At 54.4% G+C, this 24,479-nt stretch carries 24 protein-coding genes and 1 tRNA gene; 18 read left to right on the top strand and 7 right to left on the bottom strand.

Features of this window, described 5'->3' with window-relative positions; genetic code table 11:
* The first annotated feature begins 505 nt into the window (after positions 1–505).
* Entirely contained in the window at positions 506–724 is a 219-nt protein-coding gene (locus G7064_RS12800) for a hypothetical protein (RefSeq protein ID WP_166073887.1), read from the top strand.
* 105 nt (positions 725–829) lie between these two features.
* Here the strand turns inward: G7064_RS12800 and G7064_RS12795 are convergent.
* Together G7064_RS12795 and G7064_RS12790 are read right to left on the bottom strand one after the other, a co-directional pair.
* A tRNA-Met gene (locus G7064_RS12795) sits at positions 830–902 on the bottom strand.
* A 135-nt stretch (positions 903–1,037) separates the two neighbouring features.
* Complete coding sequence (locus tag G7064_RS12790) at positions 1,038–2,873, bottom strand: POTRA domain-containing protein (RefSeq protein WP_166073886.1); 1,836 nt, start codon at positions 2,871–2,873, stop codon at positions 1,038–1,040.
* A gap of 246 nt (positions 2,874–3,119) precedes the next feature.
* Here G7064_RS12790 and G7064_RS12785 point away from each other — a divergent pair, with 246 nt between their 5' ends.
* The 7 genes from G7064_RS12785 (at position 3,120) to G7064_RS12755 (ending at position 8,259) form a co-directional block, all read left to right on the top strand.
* On the top strand, positions 3,120–3,710 hold the full coding sequence (locus tag G7064_RS12785; RefSeq protein WP_166073884.1) for an RNA polymerase sigma factor: 591 nt from the start codon (positions 3,120–3,122) through the stop codon (positions 3,708–3,710).
* A 3-nt stretch (positions 3,711–3,713) separates the two neighbouring features.
* Complete coding sequence (locus tag G7064_RS12780) at positions 3,714–4,016, top strand: hypothetical protein (RefSeq protein WP_166073883.1); 303 nt, start codon at positions 3,714–3,716, stop codon at positions 4,014–4,016.
* Between the two features lie 87 nt (positions 4,017–4,103).
* Positions 4,104–4,796, top strand: coding sequence for a ClpP family protease (locus G7064_RS12775; protein WP_133274409.1), 693 nt, complete (start codon positions 4,104–4,106; stop codon positions 4,794–4,796).
* 108 nt (positions 4,797–4,904) lie between these two features.
* Positions 4,905–6,044, top strand: coding sequence for a radical SAM family heme chaperone HemW (hemW, locus tag G7064_RS12770; RefSeq protein WP_166073882.1), 1,140 nt, complete (start codon positions 4,905–4,907; stop codon positions 6,042–6,044).
* A gap of 28 nt (positions 6,045–6,072) precedes the next feature.
* On the top strand, positions 6,073–6,546 hold the full coding sequence (locus G7064_RS12765; protein ID WP_166073881.1) for a hypothetical protein: 474 nt from the start codon (positions 6,073–6,075) through the stop codon (positions 6,544–6,546).
* A gap of 225 nt (positions 6,547–6,771) precedes the next feature.
* The gene (locus tag G7064_RS12760) at positions 6,772–7,464 is read left to right on the top strand and encodes an alpha/beta fold hydrolase (protein ID WP_166073880.1); all 693 of its coding nucleotides are present in this window, start codon (positions 6,772–6,774) and stop codon (positions 7,462–7,464) included.
* A 24-nt stretch (positions 7,465–7,488) separates the two neighbouring features.
* The gene (locus G7064_RS12755) at positions 7,489–8,259 is read left to right on the top strand and encodes a cyclase family protein (RefSeq protein WP_166073879.1); all 771 of its coding nucleotides are present in this window, start codon (positions 7,489–7,491) and stop codon (positions 8,257–8,259) included.
* A gap of 120 nt (positions 8,260–8,379) precedes the next feature.
* Here the strand turns inward: G7064_RS12755 and rpmA are convergent, their stop codons facing one another.
* Together rpmA and rplU are read right to left on the bottom strand one after the other, a co-directional pair.
* Positions 8,380–8,670, bottom strand: a complete 291-nt coding sequence (gene rpmA, locus G7064_RS12750) for a 50S ribosomal protein L27 (RefSeq protein ID WP_133274413.1) — start codon at positions 8,668–8,670, stop codon at positions 8,380–8,382.
* A gap of 86 nt (positions 8,671–8,756) precedes the next feature.
* Positions 8,757–9,062, bottom strand: coding sequence for a 50S ribosomal protein L21 (rplU, locus tag G7064_RS12745; RefSeq protein ID WP_133274414.1), 306 nt, complete (start codon positions 9,060–9,062; stop codon positions 8,757–8,759).
* Positions 9,063–9,533: 471 nt separating this feature from the next.
* Here rplU and G7064_RS12740 point away from each other — a divergent pair, with 471 nt between their 5' ends.
* From G7064_RS12740 to G7064_RS12720, 5 genes are all read left to right on the top strand, one after another.
* Complete coding sequence (locus G7064_RS12740) at positions 9,534–10,493, top strand: ribonucleoside-diphosphate reductase small subunit (RefSeq protein ID WP_133274415.1); 960 nt, start codon at positions 9,534–9,536, stop codon at positions 10,491–10,493.
* A gap of 502 nt (positions 10,494–10,995) precedes the next feature.
* Entirely contained in the window at positions 10,996–13,380 is a 2,385-nt protein-coding gene (locus G7064_RS12735) for a ribonucleoside-diphosphate reductase subunit alpha (protein ID WP_166073878.1), read from the top strand.
* Positions 13,381–13,926: 546 nt separating this feature from the next.
* Positions 13,927–14,610, top strand: a complete 684-nt coding sequence (locus G7064_RS12730) for a RibD family protein (RefSeq protein ID WP_166073877.1) — start codon at positions 13,927–13,929, stop codon at positions 14,608–14,610.
* 160 nt (positions 14,611–14,770) lie between these two features.
* Entirely contained in the window at positions 14,771–15,061 is a 291-nt protein-coding gene (locus G7064_RS12725) for a GIY-YIG nuclease family protein (protein ID WP_166073876.1), read from the top strand.
* 201 nt (positions 15,062–15,262) lie between these two features.
* Positions 15,263–15,742, top strand: coding sequence for a GNAT family N-acetyltransferase (locus G7064_RS12720; protein ID WP_166073875.1), 480 nt, complete (start codon positions 15,263–15,265; stop codon positions 15,740–15,742).
* 216 nt (positions 15,743–15,958) lie between these two features.
* Here G7064_RS12720 and G7064_RS12715 read toward each other — a convergent pair whose 3' ends face one another.
* Positions 15,959–17,410 carry a Gfo/Idh/MocA family protein gene (locus G7064_RS12715; protein WP_166073874.1) on the bottom strand — a complete coding sequence of 484 codons (1,452 nt, stop codon included), beginning with the start codon at positions 17,408–17,410 and terminating at the stop codon, positions 15,959–15,961.
* A gap of 263 nt (positions 17,411–17,673) precedes the next feature.
* Positions 17,674–18,669, bottom strand: coding sequence for a ScyD/ScyE family protein (locus G7064_RS12710; RefSeq protein WP_166073873.1), 996 nt, complete (start codon positions 18,667–18,669; stop codon positions 17,674–17,676).
* 287 nt (positions 18,670–18,956) lie between these two features.
* Here G7064_RS12710 and G7064_RS12705 point away from each other — a divergent pair, with 287 nt between their 5' ends.
* The 4 genes from G7064_RS12705 to G7064_RS12690 all read left to right on the top strand — a co-directional run bounded on the left by G7064_RS12705 (position 18,957) and on the right by G7064_RS12690 (position 22,746).
* Positions 18,957–19,514, top strand: a complete 558-nt coding sequence (locus tag G7064_RS12705; protein WP_166073872.1) for a hypothetical protein — start codon at positions 18,957–18,959, stop codon at positions 19,512–19,514.
* Positions 19,515–19,629: 115 nt separating this feature from the next.
* A complete protein-coding gene (locus tag G7064_RS12700; RefSeq protein WP_205711114.1) occupies positions 19,630–20,895 on the top strand; it encodes a M48 family metallopeptidase in 1,266 nt (421 codons plus the stop codon).
* Between the two features lie 14 nt (positions 20,896–20,909).
* Complete coding sequence (locus G7064_RS12695) at positions 20,910–21,200, top strand: hypothetical protein (protein WP_166073870.1); 291 nt, start codon at positions 20,910–20,912, stop codon at positions 21,198–21,200.
* A gap of 187 nt (positions 21,201–21,387) precedes the next feature.
* Positions 21,388–22,746 carry a TPM domain-containing protein gene (locus G7064_RS12690; protein ID WP_166073869.1) on the top strand — a complete coding sequence of 453 codons (1,359 nt, stop codon included), beginning with the start codon at positions 21,388–21,390 and terminating at the stop codon, positions 22,744–22,746.
* Positions 22,747–22,831: 85 nt separating this feature from the next.
* Here the strand turns inward: G7064_RS12690 and G7064_RS12685 are convergent, their stop codons facing one another.
* Positions 22,832–23,359, bottom strand: a complete 528-nt coding sequence (locus tag G7064_RS12685; protein WP_166073868.1) for a hypothetical protein — start codon at positions 23,357–23,359, stop codon at positions 22,832–22,834.
* A gap of 439 nt (positions 23,360–23,798) precedes the next feature.
* Between G7064_RS12685 and G7064_RS12680 the strand changes: the two genes are divergently transcribed.
* Entirely contained in the window at positions 23,799–24,365 is a 567-nt protein-coding gene (locus tag G7064_RS12680) for a GNAT family N-acetyltransferase (RefSeq protein WP_166073867.1), read from the top strand.
* Positions 24,366–24,479 lie beyond the last annotated feature (114 nt).

The following is a 24,479-nucleotide window of genomic DNA, read 5'->3' as shown; positions in this document are numbered from 1 at the left end:
TGGCGCAGGCCACAAGAAGCGTCCATAGATCTTTACTAAATATACATGCAAACGTTCTCGCAATTGAAAGCAAGCAAGAAAATTTATGACTAAGCTGAACTGTCGTCAGCAATAACCAGCCGAGCAGAAACTTACCTGAGTGGCTACGAGCTATTGTACTCTTTGTGAATGCTCGATTTTTAGCTTAGAAGCTCTTCTTCTCTCTTTAAAAACAAAACGGCTGGCTCCCAATTAAGCCAGCTACGCATATGTTGGCCCTGCATTACTAGTGGGCTAAGTTTTGGCCCACTAGTAATGTGCACTTAGCCAGCGGCTTATCAAATTTTTTATTTGGCTTCTAATTAAGGCTTTACTCTTTCAGCTATGTATACGTTGCTCCTACAAGGAGGCAGGGCCATCGGCAGTGATGGCAAGCGCTTACCCGTATATTTCCGTAGTATGGCTCAGCTTGTGTGAAAAGTACTTATTGCCGATCTTTGCATCCGTACTTATACTTAAGTTATTTATGCGCACTCCATCCTCTTTGGGCCCGCGTGAAGCGCACCGTCTCGCCTTTTTATTAGCATTTCAGTTGCCTTCTCACCCCTTTCTTACTCCTAGCCCATACCAGCAATTATTGCTTGAGGCTTTCGTGCGTGGGGAACTGACGATGGACCAAGTATTGGTGCATTTAGAGGCATACGAGTATGCACCGAAGGAGCAATCGGTCGTGTACGTAGCGTAGAGTCCTGCATGCTGGGTAAATAATCCGGAGGGGCTTCTAATTTCGACCATCGCAGAGGTAAACAAAAAGGCCGTTTCCTATTAGGAAACGGCCTTTTTGTTTAGGTAGCGGGGACAGGACTCGAACCTGTGACCTTTGGGTTATGAGCCCAACGAGCTACCAACTGCTCCACCCCGCACTGTTTGGTTCTGCAAATGTAAGAGGCTTTTTCGGAATTAGGTGGTGACGCGCAGCAAAAAAATGCATTTTGAGCTTTCCGCCCTGATAATCAGCCTCTTTATTCTCTGACAAATTTTTGAGTAAGTGTTTGGACCTAGAAGCGACTGGTAATTCCGAAGTGAATTTTAGAGGCATTAAGTGCCAGTTTTTGACTTAGCTGCGCTGATCGACCAACAGAATAAACTAGCTGGAATAAGCCCGCACCAGTGCGAAAGCTAATGCCTGCACCCATGCCCGTGGGCGTATCGGCGTTGGTACTTTGGGTTAGCTTACGTTGCAAGTACGCTTGATCGAGAAAGATAAACACGAAGGAATCGGGGCCAGTGAACTGGCGGTACTCCACGGTGCCGACAGCATAAGAACTGGCGTAGAAGGCAAACTCACTAAAACCGCGCAGCGTAGCCAAGCCACCCAATCGGAACAAGTCGTTGAGAAACAGACGGTCGTTGAGCAAAGACTCTCCTCGCACCCGACCGAGTAGCACACCGTTGCGGCCAATGGGATAATAGTATTCTGCACGGCCGCCGAGTGTAACCTGAGTAGAGCGCAGAGGGACTCGCGTGTAAAGCGTGTCGTTGAGGTCGGTGTTTTTGCTGATGCGCTTGTTGCCTACAGCGGCTAAGCCGCTAAAAAAAGCCCCCCGGCGCGGGAAATACAGGTCGTCGAGCGAGCTTTTGGAATAATCCAGTCCGTAAGAAGTGTACTCGGAATCGATGTTTTCGGGGAGAGCCTGTAGCTCCCGAAAGGTAGAGTCGGATAACAGGCGCGAGCTACGAAATTCGGTGAAAAAGCTTATGCGCCCGGCCCGCACCGTCGGATAGGTCACCTGCAGGCGAGGGCGAAGCGTTAGAAAAGCATCAGACTGCCGATAAAGGTTAAAATTGCCCCCCACCTCCAAGGGCGAGCCAAAAAAGTTGGGGTGCACATATTGGGCGTCGAGGAGTTGAGAGGCAGCGTCTACTTTGCGCCATTGGAGCCCCAACTGCTTGCCCCCACCGCGAATGTTGCGCAGGTTGATGGTCACGTCGCCGGTGAGCTGCACCTTGTTCTGGCCCGGGCCGGGGCTTGGGTTGGGCAGCACGCCTACAATGGCATCGAACTGGTTGGCGGGCCGGTCGTCGAGTAGCAGGTATACCCGCGCTTTCCCTTGGGCAAATCGCACCTCCGGCTCAGCCTTAACCTGTATATACGGTAGCTGGCGCAGCAGCCGGGTGATGGCGTCTACACGCTGCTGGCTGTAGGGTTGCCCAGGGAAAATCTGCAGATAACGGGTCAAAAACTGGGTTCGGGTTTTGGTATTGCCCAGCACCTGTAAAGAGTCGAATACGATAACGGGGCCTCGGTCGAGCACTACACGGCCTTCAATATCGGAGGCAATGAGCGCAACGGAATCGAGACGGACCGTGGCAAATGGGTATCCCTGGTTTTCGGCCTCAGCCAAGACGCGCTGTTGGAGCTGGGTCCAGTCTTGAGGGCGGAAAGGCTGGTCGCGGAAGAACTTTTCGCGGTAGCCGGCCTTGGTCAGCAGGCCGTCACCGAGGTTGCCATTGCGCAAGCGGGCCCACCGAAATTGCTCGCCCACATATATCCGTACTTGCACCGTATCGCGACTCCAACGCATAGTATCGGCGGAGGCGGTAAGGTAAGCGTCGGCTTGCAGGGCTAGTACTACGTCGCGGATGGTGCGCAGAGCGGTAAGCGAGTCGGGGGCGTTAGAACGAAACCGGTAACGTGCAAAGGTGGTTCGGTCTGCTTCCTCGGTATTAAGTTGAATAAATTTTGCCCCCCGCAGAGACTTACGCAGGTGCGTGGTACTAGTGTCGGGGCGGGCTGGTGGCAGCGGGGGCGTCTGGAGCGCTGGCTGGTTGGGCGCGGCTGGAGTGGGCGTTACCTGTGCCTGTGCTGCACCCGGCCAGCCCGCCAGCAGCATACCTATTACACAGTAAAAAAAAAGACGGGCACACATTAGGGCAAAGAACGTGGAGAGTGTGCACTTAATTTCAGTGGCTTCTCCAAAAGCAACCTGCCAATTTAAAGTGTTGCCTTTATCTACCAGTCGCTTGGTATCAGTTGGCAAGTACAGAAAGCGCAGTGGGAACAGTAAACTTTACTTTCTTTTTTAACGGCAGGTGATAGTTGTGGCCAATAATGATTAACCACTAGACTGCTCGCTCCCATGAAACTACTTCATTCATCCCCAACAATACCAGCTGAACCGGTGGCCGCGCTTCGGCAAGCCTTGCTGCACGACCGTGAGGCCGCACTTACCAAACTATACCGGCGCGCGTTCCCAATGGTGCGGCGGCAGGTGAAGCAGTTGGGCGGCACGGAGCAGGACGCGCAGGATGTATTCCACGATGCCTTGGTTGTATTCTACGAGAAAGCCATGGGCGGAACGTTGGTTTTAACGGCTTCGGCCAGCACGTACTTGGTAAGCGTTAGTCGGAACTTGTGGCGGCAGGAGCTCAGCCGCCGTAACCGGCATCCTTCCACCGAGTGGCAAGAGGACACGCAGGCGGCCGATGAGACGGCGGTGGCCACGCCAGAATCGGAAGAGGCCTTTTCGGTGCTGAGTTATGTAGAGCAGCTGGGTGAGAAGTGTAAGAGCATTCTGCTTTCCTTCTACTACTTCCAGCAGCCTTTGGAGCAGATTGCGTCCACTCATAACTACAGTAGTGTGCGCTCGGCCACGGTGCAAAAGTTTAAGTGCCTCGAGCGGTTACGCAAATCAGTTCGGGCTGTTCGGGCCGAGCTTTTAGCCTACTAAGTCATGCGACCAGAACTGAAGCGCATGCAACAAATTGAGCATCAGCTCTTGCCAACTTCCCCGCCCTTTGACCCGGCTAGTTGGGAAGTGCAGCTGCTAGTTGATGGCGATTTGCGTGCTGACACGGAAATACAACGCCTCCTATACCAGGGAATTCACTTGGCTGGCCAACGGCAGTTGCGCTGCGAGTTAGCCCTTATTCACCAGCGCCTGTACAGCCCGCACCGTAGTAGCTGGATTCAGATGGCCACCGCTAGCTTACGCTCCTTTTGGAGGCGCCACCTGCGCGGCCGAGCCTCCGGCTAACTTTTTCCTCGCTGTTTCATCCTTAGTCACGCACACGTTTACCTGTGCGCAGAAAACTTGTGTGCCTCTTATTTCGCCTTTTCACTTATGCTGACAAAACAAGAATTCCGCAAGTTCGCCGTCAAAGGTCAGGGCCTCAATGGCCTGGGTGTTGATCAGTATCTGCACCATATCGAAGGACAGGCGAATCATTTTATTACCAACATGACCCGTTCCGTGATTGAGGAGCGTCCTACACGCTTTGCTGAGATTGACGTATTCTCTCGCCTGATCATGGACCGCATTGTGTTCTTGGGGACCGCAGTAGACGATCAAATTGCAAACATCATCACGGCCCAACTCTTGTTTTTGGAGTCAGTTGATGCCAAGAAGGATATTCTGCTTTATGTAAACTCGCCGGGGGGCTCCGTGTATGCTGGTCTGGGCATTTATGACACCATGCAATATTTGGCTCCGGATGTAGCTACTATTTGCACGGGCTTGGCGGCCTCCATGGGCGCCCTTCTACTCGCGGGCGGAGCCGCGGGCAAGCGTTCGGCCCTCCCCCACGCCCGCGTCATGATTCACCAGCCTTCCGGTGGTGCCCAAGGTCCATCAGCTGATATTGAAATTTCCGCCCGCGAAATTCTGAAGATTCGCAAAGAGCTCTATGACATTTATGCGCACCATACAGGCAAAACATACCAGCAAATTCATGACGATTCTGACCGGGACTATTGGATGCGTGCTGACGAGGCCAAAGACTATGGGCTCATTGATGAAGTGCTGGAGCGCAAATAAATAAGTAGGCGGTGGGGTTTGAGTAGCTTGCCGAGTAATCAGAATTGAGTTGGGCTAAACTAATTGCACAACTCCAGCTGTTACTTCATACGCTTACTCTCCTTCCGAATGCCCGGCCTTTACCTCCACATCCCTTTCTGCAAACAAGCCTGCCACTACTGCGACTTCCATTTCAGTACTTCTATGGCACTGAAAGGCCGGCTAGTAGATGCGCTGGTGCGAGAGGTAGAGCTGCGCCGTGACTACCTAGGTCCTGAGGCCACGCTCGACACCATTTACTTTGGTGGAGGCACGCCCTCTTTGCTGACGGCGGCAGAACTAGACACTTTGTTTGGCGCCATTCATCAACAGTTTAAAATTGCCCCCCAGGCCGAAATTACCCTTGAAGCGAACCCCGACGACCTTACTGCTGATAAGCTTCGGGAACTGGCTGCGTCGCCCATCAATCGTCTGAGTATTGGTCTGCAAAGTTTCCACGAGCCGCACCTGCGCCTGATGAACCGGGCTCACTCCGCCGTCGAGTCGGCGCGGTGCGTGCGGCTGGCCCAGGATGCGGGCTTCGAGAATATCTCGGTGGACTTGATTTATGGAGTGCCCGCTCCCGACCACCGTATTTGGGAGCAGGATATGGCGTCGGCTTTTGCGCTGAATGTACCTCATCTTTCGTGTTATGCGCTTACTATTGAGCCGGATACCGTGTTTGGGCGGCGCCTGCGTAAAGGGCAGTTCACGCCGCCACCCGACGACTTCGTGGCCCAACACTTTGAAATGCTGTTGGCCCAAATAACCGCGCATGGTTACGAGCAGTACGAGATTTCCAACTTTTGCCGCCCCGGCCGCGAGTCGCGCCACAACTCAAACTACTGGCGCGGGGTGCCTTACTTGGGCCTAGGTCCGAGCGCCCATTCTTTTGATGGCACGAGCCGGGAGTTTGCGGTAGCGAATAACATGCGCTACGTCACCAGCCTGCTGGAGCAGAATGAGGTACCCACTACCCGCGAAGTCCTCTCGCCCACCGACCGCGCCAATGAATACCTGATGACCAGCTTACGCACCGCCCGAGGCTGCGACTTAGTGCGTCTGCGTCAGGAATTTGGGGTAGACTTACGCGCCCAACGCACTGAGTACTTGCGGGATTTGGAGCAAAACCAGTGGGCCACGCTGCACGATGAGGTGTTAATTCTAACGGATCAGGGAAAACTGCTGGCTGACCACATCACCCTAGAATTATTTCAGGCCGCTGGCTAAATCAATAAAATCAGCGTAATCTGTGCCTATGGAACGCCTGATTGATGCCCTCGCCGACGATGCCGACTTTTTTGTGGAGCACGTCCAAATCACTGCCATCGTTTTCGACACGACCGATGACGTAACGGTGTGGGCCACTACTTACTTCGACAACAGCCTGCATTTCTTTCACTTAGGCCTACAGTTTCCAGCCTTAGACCTACTGCTTCGCCTAGCTGGCGAGCGAGCGGAGCCATTGCAAGAGGAAGTAGCCGAGGCGCTGGCTACCGTCACAGAATGGCCCTGCCTTCTGGAGTACACCACCGAAGAAAAGCCCCCCGTCCCCCTTCCAAACGTGGCTATGAAGCTCGCCTGCACGTATCCGGCTACGTTGGTAGATGAAGATGATGAAGGGGAGGGTGAAGAAGAGGAAGAAGTCGACGAAGACGAGGAGGATGACGATGAAATTGCCCCCCACAATATCTTTTACTTAGAAGGCGTGTATCTGCGGCTCGAACCGTAGGCGTATGTGCTGTTTGCTATAGAGTTAAAAACACTTTTTTCTCTCAGTCTAGTGGTTGGTTACTAAGCTTGGTCGTCATGCAGAGCGCAGCGAAGCATCTCGCGCGCTTCGTTGAATTACCATTGCAAGCAAACACGCGAGATGCTTCGCTCCGCTCTGCATGACGTTATTGTTAGTGATTAATTCAGCGGCTATTCACAATTCCGTTTAACCCATCTACTGCTCATGTTTTACCTGATTCCTGGTTTGGGTGCTGATGAGCGCGTTTTTCATAAGCTGCGTCCTTTGCTGCATGGTCCGTCTCAGGTGCTAGAATGGTTGAAGCCGATAGGCGATGAGCCGTTGCCGGACTACGTGCAACGGATGGCGACGGCAATTCCTGAGGATCAGGTTTGCTTTGTGGTGGGCGTATCCTTTGGCGGCGTGGTGGCTCAGGAAATCTGCCGTATCCGGCCGCGGGCCTGCTCAGTGTTGGTGTCCAGCATTCCGGATGCTGACCGATTACCTCCCCTACTGCGCCTCATTCGGGCGACGCGGGTGTACAAATTGGTACCTCCACCTTTGCTCAAGCTTTTTCCGTGGGCCGGACGCTGGTATTTTGGGATTGATGACAACCTGGAATACAAAATATTCAAGGCCATTCTGCTCGACATGGACTCCGCTTATACTAGTTGGGCCATCAAGCGACTCCTACATTGGGACAGCACCGGCGTTGGTAGCTGCGTACAGATTCTGGGCTCCCGCGACCGGGTTTTTCCGCCTTCTCCCGCGCCTGTCGATTACCTTATTCCCGGCGGCACACACTTTATGATTCTCACGCACGCGCAAGAGATAAGTCAGATTTTGAATGACTTACTCTACAAGCAGCAGGCAAAACAAGAAGCCTCTGCCGAAAAGCGTATTGATATCGCGCAGTAATTTCCTCCTCTTTCGCTCCCCCGAATGCTTGCTACCTATCCCTACTACGGTCACACCTTTTCCTTCAACCCCAGCGCACCGCTGGATATTTCGCTGCCTCTAGCACCTGGCTCAAACCAAGTGAATTGCTTTTGGGCCGAGCCAGTGCAGTTCGACACCATTCGGGTAGGCGATTTTGTGGGGAGTGTAGCGGAGGGCGGCAGCACTAATTATAAGCGTGTTCACCTCACGCCCCACGGCAACGGCACGCATACGGAGTGCTACGGCCACATCGCCACCGATTCGGAGGCAACTATCAACCGCTGCCTGCGGCGCTTTCTGTTTGTGGCGCGGCTTATTTCCGTGGAGCCACGCCAGCAGACCAATGGCGACCAAGTAGTGATGCTAGCGGACGCACAATCGGCGCTGGGGGGCATTTTCCCTGACTCTGCGGTATTGCCAGAGGCTATTATTCTGCGGACGCTACCTAATCATAAAGCCAAGCGCAACCGCCAATATTCCGGTACCAATCCTGCCTATATAGAGCTAGCACTAGCGCAGTACCTTGCCGATCATCACATCGAACACCTTCTGTTGGACTTGCCTAGTGTAGACCGGGAAGAAGATGGCGGCCAGCTCCTCGCTCACCATGCTTTCTGGCAATATCCTGAGCATACCCGACGCGCCAGCACGATTACGGAGCTGATCTTCGTGCCCGATGAGCTGAAAGATGGCCTGTATCTGCTTAACCTTCAGATTACCAGCTTGGAGTTAGACGCCAGTCCGAGTAAGCCAGTAGTATACCGTTTGAGCTAGCTATTTTCTCACCTTACCAACACGAACGTAAAAAGCCCCCAGGTAGAGTCTGGGGGGCTTTTTGATTATTCTATCATCTGACCACAACATGCGTGGCGTCCGATTAGCTAGTAGCTCAGACTAAGCAGCAGTTGCTTCGGTCAGCTCAGTCTCGTCGATAACGGGTACTACCGATACGAACGAGCGGTCCTTGCGGCCCTTGCGGAACTGCACGGTGCCGTCTACCATAGCGAACAGGGTGTGGTCCTTGCCGATACCCACGTTCTGACCGGGGTGATGCTTGGTGCCACGCTGACGAACGATGATGTTGCCAGCAATAATGCCTTGACCGCCGAAGATCTTCACGCCCAAGCGCTTAGAATGCGATTCGCGGCCGTTGTTAGATGAGCCGACGCCTTTCTTATGTGCCATTGTTGTATATGTTGTGCGTTAGTGGTGTTGAATTGTCTGGTGGTGCTAAGTGTATCTTCACCTAGCAACGCAATCAGTCAATTCAATTACCCGATGCTGTTGACCATTACTTTGGTGTAGTCCTGACGGTGGCCGTTGAGCTTCTTGTAGCCCTTACGACGCTTCTTCTTGAACACCAATACCTTGTCACCTTTTACTTGGGCCAAGATGGTACCCTTCACTTTCACGTCCAGGAACGGAGCGCCGATAGTGAGCGAACCGTTATTATCGGTCAGGAGCACGTTGCCCAGCTCAACTACGTCTCCGACGTTGCCGGCTAGTTTGTGGGTATAAACAAATTTCTCGGCTTCGACCTTGGTCTGCTTGCCAGCTATGTTGACGATTGCGTACATCGGCGTCTCGCGTGTTTTAAAAATGGGAAGGCAAAAGTAACAGGTTTAAGATTCAAAACCAAACCTAACTCACTAGTCTTCATTTGGTCGGCTGCCAGAACAGCTCTCCTGTTGAGCTGGCAAACAGTCTTTTAACAGCACGCGCCGGGTACGCGAATACACTTTTTGTGGATAAGTTGGATTGTCCACAGTCGAAATGTTGATAAGTACTCAAAATTCGGGCGTTTTAGGCCAGATTTGGCTCCTTACTGCAAAAATATTATCAACAAGTCATCAGTGAGCATAGCTAAAAATTAACAGAATAAAAATGCTTTTCGGGGGCATTTTGCCAGTAGTCGGGTTTATATTTGATCCATTGACCAGCCAAATTTTATCCGAAGCTGGACTAAACAATTCTGTTTAACGCAGGGTTGGCAAGCCACTACCTGATCATATTTTTGGTCACGTTTCACCTTCAATACGCTATCTGTTATGGAACCACTGCTCGTTGAGAACCCCAACCGCTTTGTGCTATTCCCCATCCAGAACGATGATGTCTGGCAATTTTATAAAAAGGCAGAGGCTTCCTTCTGGACCGCTGAGGAAATAGACCTCTCTCAAGACCAGAAAGACTGGGAAAACCTCAACGATAACGAGAAGCACTTCATCTCGCACGTGTTAGCCTTCTTCGCCGCCTCCGATGGCATCGTGAACGAGAACTTGGCTGTGAACTTCATGCAGGAAGTGCAGATGCCCGAAGCGCGCTGCTTCTACGGCTTCCAGATCATGATGGAAAACATTCACAGCGAGACCTATTCGCTGCTGATTGACACCTACATCAAAGACCCCAAGGAGAAAGACCGCCTCTTCAACGCCCTGGAAACCGTACCCTGCGTGAAGAAGAAAGGCGAGTGGGCCCTGAAGTGGATCAACTCTGAGGACTTCGCCGAGCGCATCATCGCCTTCGCAGCTGTGGAGGGCATTTTCTTCTCTGGCTCGTTCTGCTCAATCTTCTGGTTGAAGAAGCGCGGCCTGATGCCTGGTCTTACCTTCTCCAACGAGCTAATCTCCCGCGACGAAGGTCTGCACTGCGACTTCGCTTGCCTGCTCTACGGCTACCTGCAAAATAAGCTCTCGGAAGAGCGTGTGCATAGCATCATCCGCGACGCAGTAACCATTGAGCAAGAGTTCGTAACGGATGCACTGCCCGTGAACCTGATCGGGATGAACGCCAAAAACATGGCGCAGTACATCGAGTTCGTGGCTGACCGCCTGCTTGTGTCTCTGGGTTACAGCAAGATCTACAATGCTTCTAACCCCTTCGATTTCATGGAAATGATTTCGCTCCAGGGTAAAACCAACTTCTTCGAGAAGCGCGTGGCCGAGTATCAGAAAGCCGGTGTGATGAGCGAGCGTACCGAGAATGCCTTCTCGCTCGACGAGGATTTTTAAGGTATTGATTCTAAATAAAAAGCCCCCCGGCGTTGGTTGGGGGCTTTTTTATTGGCTGGTTTGTCGTTCAACGAGGCCTCACCCCCTAGCCCCCTCTCCTAGGGGAGAGGAGGAACTAGCTTTATCAAACTAGATTTCTAATAATGACTAATATTCCAGAAGAGCTAAACGCTAGTTCCTCCTCTCCCCTAGGAGAGGGGGCTAGGGGGTGAGGCCACTCCTTAGTGCCGCCTACCAAATTTCCCTCAACACTACAACCCAATTTCACTCCCAAAATTTAGCACCTATCCCTTAGTGCCACCCATCAATTTTGCCCCCCAGCGCTACATTTTTGGACTATGTGGATAACTTCTGTTGATAAGTCTTGTCCTACCCAACTGTAAGAAATATCTTCCGCAACGATTAGCCACATCCATTCGCGGCTTACCCCAATTTCCCGATTATACTGCCTGCTCTCACAGAGCCGGCAAACTCATATCCAACTACCAAAACGCACACGCTTATGCTGGTAATTAAACGCGACGGCCGGCGCGAATCCGTGAAATTTGACAAAGTCACGGCGCGCATCGAGAAGCTCTGCTACGGGCTCAACATGGTGTATGTCTCGCCAATAGAAGTGGCCAAAAAGGTCATTGACGGGATTTATGACGGCGTTACGACGATTGAACTTGACAACCTGGCGGCCGAAACTGCGGCTTCGCTCACCACCAAGCACCCCGACTATGCTATTCTAGCGGCCCGCATTGCCGTGAGCAACCTGCATAAGGTGACCTCGAAGTCGTTCAGCAGCACCATGAAGCGGCTGTACACCTACGAGGACCCCAAGACGGGCGAAAACGCTTCGCTCATTGCCAAAGACGTGTGGGAAGTTATCCACAAGCACGCGGCTACCCTCGACTCGGCTATCCTCTACGACCGCGACTACAGCTACGACTACTTCGGGTTCAAAACCCTGGAGCGCTCTTACCTGCTGCGCGTGGATGGCAAAGTAGTAGAGCGGCCTCAGCACATGCTCATGCGCGTGGCCATCGGTATTCACAAGGACGATATCGACTCGGCCATTGAAACCTATGAGTTGATGTCGGAGCGCTGGTTTACCCACGCGACGCCTACCCTCTTCAACGCGGGTTCTCCGAAGCCCCAGCTGTCGTCGTGCTTCCTGCTCACCATGAAGGACGACTCCATCACGGGCATTTACGACACGCTGAAAAACTGCGCTCAGATTTCGCAGTCGGCGGGTGGTATTGGCTTGAGCATTCATAACGTGCGGGCTACGGGCTCCTACATCAAGGGCACAAACGGCACCTCCAACGGCATCATCCCGATGCTGAAGGTGTTCAACGACACGGCCCGCTACGTGGACCAAGGGGGAGGAAAGCGCAAAGGTGCCTTCGCTATCTACATCGAGCCCTGGCACGCCGACATTTTCGACTTCCTCGACCTCAAGAAAAACCACGGCAAAGAAGAAAATCGTGCCCGCGACCTGTTCTACGCTCTCTGGACGCCCGACTTGTTCATGAAGCGCGTGGAAGAAAACGGCGACTGGACGCTGATGTGCCCTAACGAGTGCCCCGGCCTGGGCGACACCTGGGGCGAGGACTTCGAGCGCTTGTACCGCAAGTACGAGAAGGAAGGCCGTGGCCGCAAGACCATCAAGGCGCAGGAGCTGTGGTTTGCCATTCTGGAAAGCCAGACTGAGACCGGCACGCCCTACATGCTGTTCAAGGACGCGGCCAACCGCAAGTCCAACCAGCAGAATCTGGGCACCATCAAGTCGTCGAACCTGTGCACCGAGATTATGGAGTACACCGACGAGCACGAAATTGCGGTCTGCAACCTGGCTTCGCTGGCCTTGCCGCGCTTCGTGAAGGAAGGTGAGCAGAAGGGCCAGCTGGTGTTCGATCACCAAAAGCTCTACGATGTCACGTACCACGCTACCAAGAACCTGAACAAGGTTATTGACATCAACTATTACCCCGTGCCCGAGGCCGAGCGCTCCAACCGCCGTCACCGCCCCATCGGGCTGGGCGTGCAAGGGCTGGCCGATACGTTTATTGCGCTGCGGATGCCGTTCGAGAGCGACGAAGCCACGGGCCTGAACAAGGATATCTTCGAGACCATTTACTTCGCAGCCTGCACGGCTTCGATGGATTTGGCCAAGAAAAATGGCCCCTACGAAACCTTCGCCGGCTCGCCCATGAGCCAGGGTAAGTTTCAGTTCGACCTCTGGAACGTGACGCCCGACTCGGGCCGCTGGGACTGGGAAACGCTACGCGCTCAGGTAATGGAGCACGGTATGCGCAACTCCCTGCTGGTGGCGCCTATGCCCACGGCCAGCACCGCCCAGATTCTCGGCAACAACGAGTCGTTTGAGCCTTACACCTCCAACATCTACGTGCGGCGCGTGCTGAGCGGGGAGTTTATGGTCGTAAACAAGCACTTGCTCAAGGACCTCATCAAGCTCGGCATCTGGAACGAGCAGATGAAGAACGAAATCATTGCCGCCAACGGCTCGGTGCAGAACATCGCCCGCATCCCGCAGCACATCAAAGACCTCTATAAGACGGTGTGGGAAATCTCCCAGCGCCGCATTATCGATATGTCGGCCGACCGGGGGGCATTTATTTGCCAGAGCCAGAGCCTGAACCTGCACGTGATGAACGTGAACTTCGGCAAGCTTACCAGCATGCACTTCCACAGCTGGAAGAAAGGCCTCAAAACCGGCATGTACTACCTGCGCACCAAAGCTGCCGCCGACGCCATCAAGTTCACGGTGCAGAAACAAGCCGCCGAGACCCTGGAGCCGCTGAACGTATCGGCCCAGAATGCTTCGGATATGGCTTGCTCGCTGGATAATCCAGACGCTTGCGAGGCCTGCGGTTCGTAAGGTGTTCGAAGGCTATAGTATCAACTTCGGTAAAGTCAACTGGTACTGGTGTAACAGTCTCAGCATTCTACAAGATGAAATAGAGGAGCTTCTCGAACTTCCTACTCGTAGTGGGCTTTACCCCAAAGAAGCTGGAGCTTACGAAGTTGTCGGATATACAAGGCACAGGAAATTTCTTTCGGTTACTTTTACGTTACAAGATGACCAACTTGTCGTCGAAGACGTAAATTTACCGAGCTATGAAACCATCCAAGACGTCATCCTCCGCCAACTCGCATCCGGCCAATAATCTTTCAATGATTGGTAAGACGACAGAGGAGTATGAACGCAGCAGACTCAGTGGACCACTGACGAAGCAAGAGTTTCTATCTCATCTGCGTAAAACCGGGCAACTACCACCCAATGCCAATTGGCGATTGGCGTCGTAGTCCTCCTAAAACTAAGACTAGAAGGCCCAACCAATATGGTTGGGCCTTCTGCATTTCTAGCGATATCATCATACCGCAAGTAATCATAAGAAGCCTACTCTTCCACTAACCAACACTTATGAAACCTCGGGTAATCTGCCACATGATGAGTTCCCTGGACGGGCGCACCATTCTCAGCCGCTGGGGCGACACGCCCAATACCAAGGAGTACGAAACGACGGCCGCCACCTTCGAGGCCCAGGCCTGGCTGTGCGGGCGCGTGACCATGGAAAAGGACTTCACCCACGGCCTGGCCCCCGACCTGAAGCCCGTAGCCTCCCCCCTGCCCCGCACCGACTTCGTGGCCGAGCACGGGGCCGAGTCGTTTGCCGTGGCCGTCGATGCCCACGGGAAGCTAGGCTGGGAATCGGCCGCCATCGACGACGACCACATCATCAGCATCCTCACCGAGCAGGTAAGCGACGAATACCTGGCTTACCTGCGCGAGAAAGGCGTGTCGTACCTGTTCGGCGGCGCCCAGGAAATTGACTTTGCGCTGGTCCTGCGCAAGCTAGGCGAGCTATTCCCCATCCAGACCATCCTGCTGGAAGGGGGCGGCCACCTGAACGGCTCCCTGCTCAAAGCCGGCCTCATCGATGAGTTGAGTCTGCTGCATTACCCCGTGGTGGATGGCGCGCCTACCTCGCCCACCATATTCGAGCAGGGCGATGCGCCGGGCCCAGCCACGCCCTTCAAGCTCCTAAGCGCCGAGCAGCGCCCCGGCGGGATTCTGTGGCTTCGCTACGAGGCGGGAGCAGCTTAGAAAAAGCTCCCCAAGGAGCCGGTTGGCATCATGGGGGGCTTTTTCTTGTCAGGTGGTTCTACTCCAGGCGGTCATGCAGAGCGGAGCGAAGCATCTCGCGTGCTGATGTTGCAATCCTATATCTTTAAACTGAACATGTTACCATAAAGACATCTAACTAGTGTACATCTACCTTCTGACCAATCCTTCTAGGTCAGTCCTTTACACCGGCATCACTAACAACTTGGACCGACGGCTATATGAACACGGTCAAAGCTTAGGTACTGTGGGCAAATTCACCGGTCGTTATCAGTGTAATCTGCTCATGTGCTTTGAGGTATATCCCGATGCTGTTCAAGCTATTGCGCGCGAAAAAGAAATCAAAGGCTGGAGCCGGGCGAAAAAAGAAGCCCTGATTGCGACAATGAATCCGACTTGGGAGCCTATCGATTTGAGTGCTTGGCCGGGCTAAACGAATTGCTAAATAATTCTTCAACACCAGAACGTCATGCAGAGCGGAACGAAGCATCTCGCGTGTTTAGTAAGAGTAGTAATCCTGTGTCAGCATGCGAGATGCTTCGCTCTGCTCTGCATGACCGCCTTTTAGAGTAGCTTTTTGACCAAGGCGGCTAGTATACTACACAGCGTAAAGGCTAACAGCAGAACTATCAAGATGCAGCAGATACAGGTAACCCTCAGGCCAACTGAAAGAGCCGACTTAGAATTTTTATTTCAATTCCAGCTTGACGAAGAGGCAGGTTACTTAGCTGCATTTATGCCTGAAAACCATACTGATAAAGAAGCATATGTGGAGAAATACACCAGATTTCTGAATGACCCGACCATCCATATGCAGACCATTTTGGTGGATGAAATTATTGCTGGTAGCATTTCAAAGTTTGAGCGGGAAGGCGACGCCGAAATCACGTATTGGATAGACAGACGCTTCTGGGGAAAGGGAGTTGCGACAACCGCACTGATGAACTTTCTTATCCTCGAAAACACCAGACCTATTTTTGGACGAGTTGCATTTGATAATCTAGGCTCGCAGCGAGTCTTGGAAAGATGCGGTTTTGTGAAAATCGGCACGGACAAAGGTTTTGCGAATGCGCGCCAAACAGAGATAGAAGAGTTTATTTATAAACTGACATAGTGACTACTAAACAACGGACCACCCAACTGACGTGAACAAACCCGCTAAAACAAGAAGAGTCGTCTGCGGTGCAAACGACTCTTCTTGTTTTACTTGACCTGATGCGATGACAGGCACGTCAGCACGCAAGATGCTTCGGCTGCGCCTCTGCATGACGGCTGGGAGTGTGACAGGCCATTATAGATCTGGTTTACTCTTGAGCATACTTCTGGCTTTCTAGCTTCCCAGCTTCCAGCCGGCGCGGTAGTCTCGCTTCACAAACTGGTTGACTTCGTCGAAGTTGGTGATTTTGCGCTGCTGATTATCCCAGAGCAGCTCGATGCCGCGGCCGGGGTAGTCAAAGCCTTGGCCGGAAGCTTTGGGGCGCTGGAGGTCGTAGCCGCGGATGGCGAGGTTGGCCATGAGCAGGGCTTCGGTCAGCGGACCAGCCAGCTCGAAGGGTGAACTGACGGTTTGCTTGCCGTGGCCGGCGATGCAGGCGTCTACCCACTGGCCGTAGTGGCCGTCGGCGCCGCCGGGCACGCGGGCGATGGTTTGCTTCACCTTCACTTCGTTGGTGCGGGAGGTGGGCAGCAGGCGCGGATCGGCGGAGTAGGTGCTGGCCATCATCTTACCCTTGGTCCCGACGAAGAGGGTGCCGTTGCCGCCGTCGCCAAACTTCTCGTTGGGGCCTAGTTCGTCGGGGCGGGTGGGTTGAATGCCGCCATCCATCCAGTGCACGGTGATATCCTGCTTGGTTTTGTTGGTTTTGGGGAAAGTCAGCGTGACGTGGCTGGAGGGCGGGCAGCTCTCGGGAAAGTAGCCGCGCTTAAATTCATCGACGTAAACGCTGCCCACGCTGGCCTGCACGGCGTTGGCGTATTGCAGATTCAGGACGCGGAAGGGCGCTTCCAGCAGGTGGCAGCCCATATCGCCGAGGGCACCCGTGCCGTATTCCCACCAGCCGCGCCAGTTGAAGGGCACCAGCTTATCTACGTAGTCGCGGTAGGGGGCCGTGCCGAGCCAGAGGTCCCAATCCAGCTCCGAAGGCACGGTGCCTTTAGTGGTGGGCCAGGCAATGCCCTGGGGCCAGACGGGCCGGTCGGTCCAGCAGTATACGGTGTGCACGTCGCCGATGATGTCGGCATCGTACCACTCCTGAAGCTGGCGCACACCGTCGTTGGAGGCGCCCTGGTTGCCCATCTGGGTTACTACTTTGTAGCGTTTGGCCGCCTCAGTGAGCACGCGGGCCTCGTGCAGATCGTGAGTGAGTGGTTTTTGCACGTACACGTGCTTGCCCAGCTGCATAGCTGCCAGCGTCACGACGGCGTGGTTGTGGTCGGGCGTGGCGATGGATACGGCGTCGATCTTCTTCGCTTCCTTGTCCAGCATGCGGCGCCAGTCTTTGTAGTAAGGAGCCTGCGGATACGCCTTGCGAGCGTTGGCAGCGCGGCGGTCGTCGACGTCGCAGAGGTAGCCGATGCGGGCTTTACCTGATTTGACAAACATAGCCAAGTCGCTTTCGCCCTTGCCGCCCACGCCGACGCCGGCTATTACCAGCTGGTCGCTGGGGGCGGTGTAGCCTTTGCCCCCCAGCACGAAGCGCGGCACAATCATGATACCAGCGGCAGCTACGGCGCTTTGCTTGATAAACTCGCGCCGGGACGGCGAATCGGGGATCTGGCTCATCGATACGTACGGGATAAGGGTGGGTGGAAACGAGCCGACCGGGGGGCAAATTTGCTCCCCAGGCCGAACTATTCAAGCGGGTATTCGCGGGCAAAGCCACAAACGAAAGATACAGGAATGTATGAATTTTGCGCGGTCTGACGCTGACCTGTGGATTCTGTAAGTAAGCACCTTAGCGTACAGTACTACACGCAAAAACGCCCAACCTAATGGCTGGGCGTTTTGCGCTCTTTGTGCAATTAAGCACCAACAATAGGGTTCGTTTAAAACGTTACGCGCCGGATAGTGCCGTCGCCGTTGCTTAGAACATAATAGGTACTGCCGCTGATACGCTCGATATCGGTGGGGCGCTCGAGGCCACCTAGCAGGACGGTGCCCGCTTCGTTGCGTACGGCCCCGGTTTTGGGCTGGAAGCCTACGTTTGTTGGGGGCTGAAACACGAATTCAGCCAACTGAGTAACTACGGGGGCTTTGTTAGCCGATAAGGCGATGTCGGTGAGGGTAGTGAAGCCGGTGCGGTAGTCGCTCACCACGCCGCTGTTGCTTACCTGCATTATTTTGGCGGCGCCAGTGGTGAAGGGAAAGCCGGTGAGCAGGCTAACCAGGAACCGGCTGCCATCGTGCACAATACCTGTGGGTACGGGCTGGGTCTGGGGATTGATGTTGGGGAAGCGGGCAAATACGCTCAGCGTTCCGTTGTCCTTATCACGCCGGATGATGGCATTGGCGCCCGCATCCGTGATATACAGGCTACCATCGGGGCCGAAGGTCATGTTGTAGAGGTTGGAATCAATCGGGTCGGAGAGGTTCTGCGACAGCACGTACGAGCCGATATCTTCCGATGTGAGGCTGGAAGCTGGCCGCGCAGGGTCGCCGAGCCGGTAAGCAGACACATCTACCCGATACAATTTGCCAGAATAGCCCCCCAGAATATACAAGATGCCGTCACGGTAGAGTACGTGGCCAATACCGGTTACTTCTCCATCCGGCCGCAGATCAGACTGAAAACCCGTAAATACTGGATACACCTGCCCAGTGCCCGCTACCACCGATACTCGCCCATCGTTACCGCCCGTTCCCGTCTCGCTTACCCACACACGGCCATTCGGCGCTACACTCATCCCAATTGGGTTCACCAGATCATCGGTTAAAATAGGCCGTTGGGAAGCCAGCAATCCATCGAGGCCATCGATGTCGTTGCAGCCGGTAGCGAGGGTCAGAAGTAAGGTTGCACTCAGGAGGTAGCGTTTGTAATTCATGGCAATTGCTAGTTGGAGTGAAGAAAGAAAATATGATTATTTTGGTTGAAATAGCTGTTAATCAGCTTGTTACACCTAATTAATAAAGTTAAACCCGAATTTCATAGCATTATTTCAATCTATTTTAGGACTGGTATCATGCTGTGGTTTAGCTTCTGCGCCAGTAATCCTCCCCTTTCAGGAAGCCCTAAAAAAAGCCCCCCAGCCTCTCCGCCCGACGGTACTAAGGGCGGTGTGGCACCGAGCCGGCATCTTGCGTAGCTTAGGCTTCCTTTCGTCTTTGTCTCATGTTACCGACTGGCAAGAAAATGCTTGGTCCTTCTCCCGCCCGGCTAGCCTGGTATAATGCTGTGCCGAACGTGTTCTGGTCGGTGCTGGGCCTGACGCCTATCAGCGTGTTTTGCTACCAGCAGATGGCGCGGCCGTGGCTGTACGCGCTGCTACTCATCAGCCTGTTGGCGTTTGCGGTACCGACTTCCTGGTTCAGGTATCTACAGCTTAGCCGCCGGCCGGCCGCTTACCGCCGATTGGGCGTGCACATTATTAACCGCTTCACCCAGCACGGCGACCTTATTCACCGCCTCATTCGTCGGCAGTATCCGCAGTACCAGCGCGTCCGCACTCACTCCAATAGAGCAGCCCTGGTAGGCGCCACCTATCATCAGGAGCGGTTTCACTGGGTGCTCTTTCTGTTTTTTCTACTGACGAGCCTGTACGCCGCCGCGCATGGGTACGGCCGTTGGGCGCTGCTTATTGGATTTACCAATGTCGTTTACAACCTCTATCCGATCTGGCTGCAACAGTACGTTCGAGTGCGGCTTCGTGCTTCTTCTGCCTATCCGTGAAGAGATTGCCCAGAGAGAAGGCAAATAGATTCTGATTACTCTATATTACCTGAATTATTCCCCTCTGCTTTATCGTCTACACTACCAGACTTAATCTCTCCTTCTACCCAAATCTATGGCCCTTCTTTACAAACCAACTTTTCTAACCCTGCTGGTTCTGGGTCTGCTCATGGTTCCGGCGCTGGCCGCAGCACCCGACTCGGCCGCTGCTTTTAACATCGAAGCCGCCACTCAGCATTACCTCAACACGCTCACGCCCGCCCAAAAGGCTAGCTCCGACGCTTACTTTGAGGGTGGCTACTGGCTGCAGATCTGGGGGCTGGTGTATGCGCTGGGTGTGGCAGCCATATTTCTGGCGCTGGGTCTTTCTAAGGTCATCAAAGGCTGGACTTCGCGGCTGCCGGGCAAGGTGCTGCCCACGCTAGCTTACGCGGCGCTCTATCTGCTACTGGCGTACCTGCTCAACTTCCCGCTGAGTCTCTACGACGACTATTTCCGCGAGCATCAGTATGGCCTATCCAACCAGAGCTTTGGGGAGTGGCTGACTGATGATTTGAAAGGCTTGGCGCTGTCGTTAGTATTCGGGAGTTTGGTGTTGCTGGCGTTGTACGCGGCCATTCGGCGCACGGGACGGAACTGGTGGGTGTGGGGCACGGGTATACTGGCTATCTTTTTAATGATATCCATATTTGTGTCGCCGGTATTTATCTCGCCCTTGTTCAACAAGTACACGCCGTTGCCGGCGGGCCCTGTGCGCGACCAGATTCTGAGCATGGCGCGGGCCAACGGCGTACCCGCTGACAACGTCTACCTCGTGGACGCCTCCAAGCAGAGTAAGCGCATTAGCGCCAATGTGAGCGGACTGGGGAGCACTATCCGGGTTTCGCTCAATGACAACCTGCTCAATCGTTCTACGCCCGAAGAAGTGCAGGCCGTAATGGGCCATGAGCTAGGCCATTACGTGCTGAATCACATTCCCAAAATGCTGATCTTCCTTGTCCTGATTATTGGTATCGGCTTGTGGTTTGTCGATTGGGCCTTTCACCGCCTGATTGGGCGCTACGGGCCGCGCTGGGGTATTGCCAGCATTGCCGACGTGAGTGGGCTGCCGCTGCTAATGGCTTTGTTTGCGATATTTATGTTTGTGGCCACACCCGCTTTCAACACTATTATCCGTACCCAGGAGCAGGAGGCCGACGTGTTTGGCCTGAACGCCGCCCGCCAGCCCGATGGCTTTGCTACCATTGCCATGAAGCTGTCGGAGTATCGCAAAATTGACCCTAGTCCGCTGGAGGAAATGATTTTCTTTGACCATCCCAGCGGCCACACCCGCGTCCTGACGGCCATGCGCTGGAAGGCAGAGCATCTGCAGACTGAATAGACACGTCGTACTTTATGCAAAACGCTATTCTTCAACTGGTTCACCAAGCACATGCGTTGAGTGAGGCCGCGGCCGTAGAGGCCACTGATCCGCTAGAGCGCAAAAAGCTTATCCTCGCCGATTTGTCTTTGCACTTAGTGCAGGCGGCACTGCGCCATCCCCAACCGCAGCCAGCGGAGCTACGACGCTATTTATTCTCCGTGCTTACTGTGTGCGATGGGTTTGTTCCCGACCTCGACCTTAAAGCAATGGCCGAAGTGGTGCTTCCTCCTTCTCAACCTAATACCGCAGCCCCGGCTGAGTAGCTTGCGCTGGCAGAAAATAACGTGGCGGATTGACAGCTCCAGGAGGCCCAGAGGAGAGCAGCAGCAATATGTGAAGCGTACGTAGCAGACAGGTGATAGGCTAAGTGTCAGGCAACTATGGCCACTTAGTCGGTGGAAGCGTAGAAGGCAAAAGAATGCTCCTTATCTCCCACTCCACCTTATTCCTATGCATCGCTTCCTATTCGTTATTCTCCTTCTTGTGTCGGCCGGCCTAAGTGGGCCTGTTAGTATCGCGCAACAGCCCATGGATGGGCTGCCGCCGCGACCTGCGCCTTTCCGCTTCGTAACCGACCAAGCACAGCTTCTCTCTCCCGCCGACGTTAAAACGCTGGAAGGCGGTCTGCGGCGCTACGCCGATAGCACCGGCACCCAGATTGTTGTCGTGACGGTGCCCACGCTGGGCGGCCGCCCGGTAGCCGAGTATGGCCGCGCACTGGGGGAAGCCTGGGGCGTTGGGCAGCGCGGCAAAAACAACGGTATTGTACTGCTGCTTTCGGGCCAAGAGCGGCAGGTAACGATTCAGGCGGGTAGCGGCCTGCGCGCCCAGATTACACCGGAGCTGACCAATGAAGTTATTAGTCAGAAAATGGCCCCCAGCTTCAAGCAAGGCCGCTACTTTGCGGGCTTACGTGCGGGCCTGAACTACTTGATGCTGGCCGCCAGCCCCACTTTTGCCCCCCAGAGCAAGCAGCAGGTCACAACTGCGGCGGTTCCAGGTGCGGCATCAGCGCCGGGTAGTGCGGCAGGCGCTGGCCTTATGACCGACGAATCGAGCCTGAACAATGAGCCGCCCGCGGCTTCTGAACCAGCCTCGGAGCCTTATAGGCCGGCCGTAGCGCCGCCCGAACCGTCGTCGCCGGGCCTGGGGATGGGCACATTGGCTATTGGGGCTCTGGTAATTGGCGGTATTCTGTGGCTGGTGATGCGGATGTTTCGGAGCAAGGCTCCAGCTGCCCCCCGAACTGTTTATTCCAACCAGGATCAGAATCGTAATCAGACGCCTGATTTCCTGGGTACCCAATCGCGCGGCGGCAACCAACCTGCGGGGCCGGCTGGCAACTATAGCCGTGGCCCAGCGCGCCAGCCAGTACCCGATTTTCTTGGTACCGGCTCTATGAACAGGGGGGGCGGTGGCCTAAGCAGCGGCATGGGGGGCATTTTGGCAACGGGAGCCGCCGCCGCCGCGGGCGCTTACCTCGGCAACCGAATGGCCTCGGGCGGGCACTCCGACCAAGCCGGCAACAGCATAGCTGGTCCCGACAACACCGCGTCCCAAAACCTTGATCCTGCGAATACTTACGCGGCCGGTATGGGCGGCGCAACTGCTTCTGGTGGCTTCCCAGCGTTGGAGGGCACAGGCAACGTTGAGGAAACGAGCCCTGATTATTTCTCCGACCTACCAGCCGAGAGCTCTGAGCCCGACTTTTTCTCCGCCGATGAAACGTCATCCTACGATGATACTGCCTCCGATGACACGGGCGGCGGTGGCTTCGACGATACCAACGACAACAGCGGCTCCTGGTAAGCGTTTCGAAAATCGGTTTTTAATAAAAAGCCCCCCAAATATGCTTTGGGGGGCTTTTTTGCTGGGCGTTATTTCTGCGTGGCTCTTATAGCCCGCCAGCTGCCAGCGTGGGAATTACTGCTACTGGTACCGAAGTGTTGAGGGTAGCCAGCTGCTGGCTTTGCTTGCCCAGCCGAACCTTCACATTGCGCACGGCTACTTCTTCGTTTGCTCCATTTGATTTCACCCGTAACGTGTACCGATAGCTGTCTTTCCCGACCTTCAGGCACATTAGGTATTCGCCGGGCTGCAAATTATCGAAGTTGAGGCGGCAGGTATAATAGGATTGGTCGAATGCTTCATCGAACAGCTTCTGGCCAGTGATGAGGCTATAAACTTGCAACTGCCCGTGCTGCTTGGCCAAGTTCTGGGTGCGCACCCGAAAAACGGTGGGTTCTACTTTGTCGATGGCTACGGGTTGCTGCTGCGCCACTGCGGGGCTGGCAAACAAGGCACCACCAAACAAGAGCACGCCCAAGGTGGCCCGACGCAGATAACCCAAAGCAGAAGTGGCTGGCCGGGGAGCAAAACGGGCGGCGAAGCAGGAAGCAGCGGAAGTGAAGGAGCTTTTCATGATAAAAAGTTTGGGGTTAGAAATGATGGAGGCGTTACCAAATGCGCCGCTTGGCAGCGGCTATTTTCCTCTATAATGTTCCTGCTGGTGGCCGAGCCTGCTGCTGGAAACAGCAGAGCGTGTGCGGTTGTGAACAGTTGAATTGTAGAGGTACAGATAAATTTCCAACACCCGTGCCACTTACGTAATCTATTACAATACAAATACTTACAATAAACCCATACCAAATACCACCGCTGAAAACTGTTCGCTCTCGGACAGAGCGTTCGATTTCGAACTAGGCGGGAGAACTGATATCAATAGGGTAGTAGAAAAACTGCATGCGTGAGAAGTATTCGTCACCCGACACCTCTCGTTTTACTCCACGGCCTGCCTACTAGCGCCATCACTATGGCTGCGCTTATTACTTTAGCCAGCGCGTCGCTACTACCTATACTTTATGGAGTCAATTCCTACCCCAGTTCTTAATCCGCCCCTCCACCAGGTACCCGTGCTCGAAACGGCTCGCTTACTTATGCGGGGGTACAAACCCAGTGATTTTGAGCAGTATGTGGCTATGTGGTCCGACCCCAAGTTTTACCGCTACCTGACTCCCCGCCCTATGGTGGAGGAAGAAGTATGGGCCACTATGCTGCGCAGCATTGGGCACTGGGCGCTGATGGGCTTCGGGTTCTGGGCCATTGAGGAAAAAGAAACCGGCGCCTTTATCGGTGCCGTGGGCTTTGCCGATCCGAAGCGCGACATCGTGCCCTCGAGCCACGGCGCGCCCGAAATTGGCTGGGTGCTGGCTGCTTCCGCCCACGGCAAAGGTTACGCGACGGAGGCCGTAGCGGCGGCCATTGCCTGGGGCGATGCGCATTTTGGGGCCGTGCGTACCGTGTGCATTATTCATCCGGCCAACAAAGCCTCCCTGCGCCTGGCCGAGAAGTTTGGCTACCGGCCCTACCACCGCACCACCTACAAAGATCAGCCGACGGTGATGCTGGAGCGGTTTGGGAAGGAGTAATTCCTCGCTTCTGCAACTGCTGCCGAATACAAAATCATCCTAAAAAGCCCCCAGATTTGCTTCGGGGGCTTTTTTATTCCGACTTACTGGTTGCGCACAGAGTGCGTGCCCCGC

Source organism: Hymenobacter sp. HDW8 (genome assembly GCF_011305775.1).
Classification (GTDB): Bacteria; Bacteroidota; Bacteroidia; order Cytophagales; family Hymenobacteraceae; genus Hymenobacter; species Hymenobacter radiodurans.
Note: the sequence above shows the minus strand (reverse complement) of the source record. Positions and strands in the feature narration are given on the sequence as shown.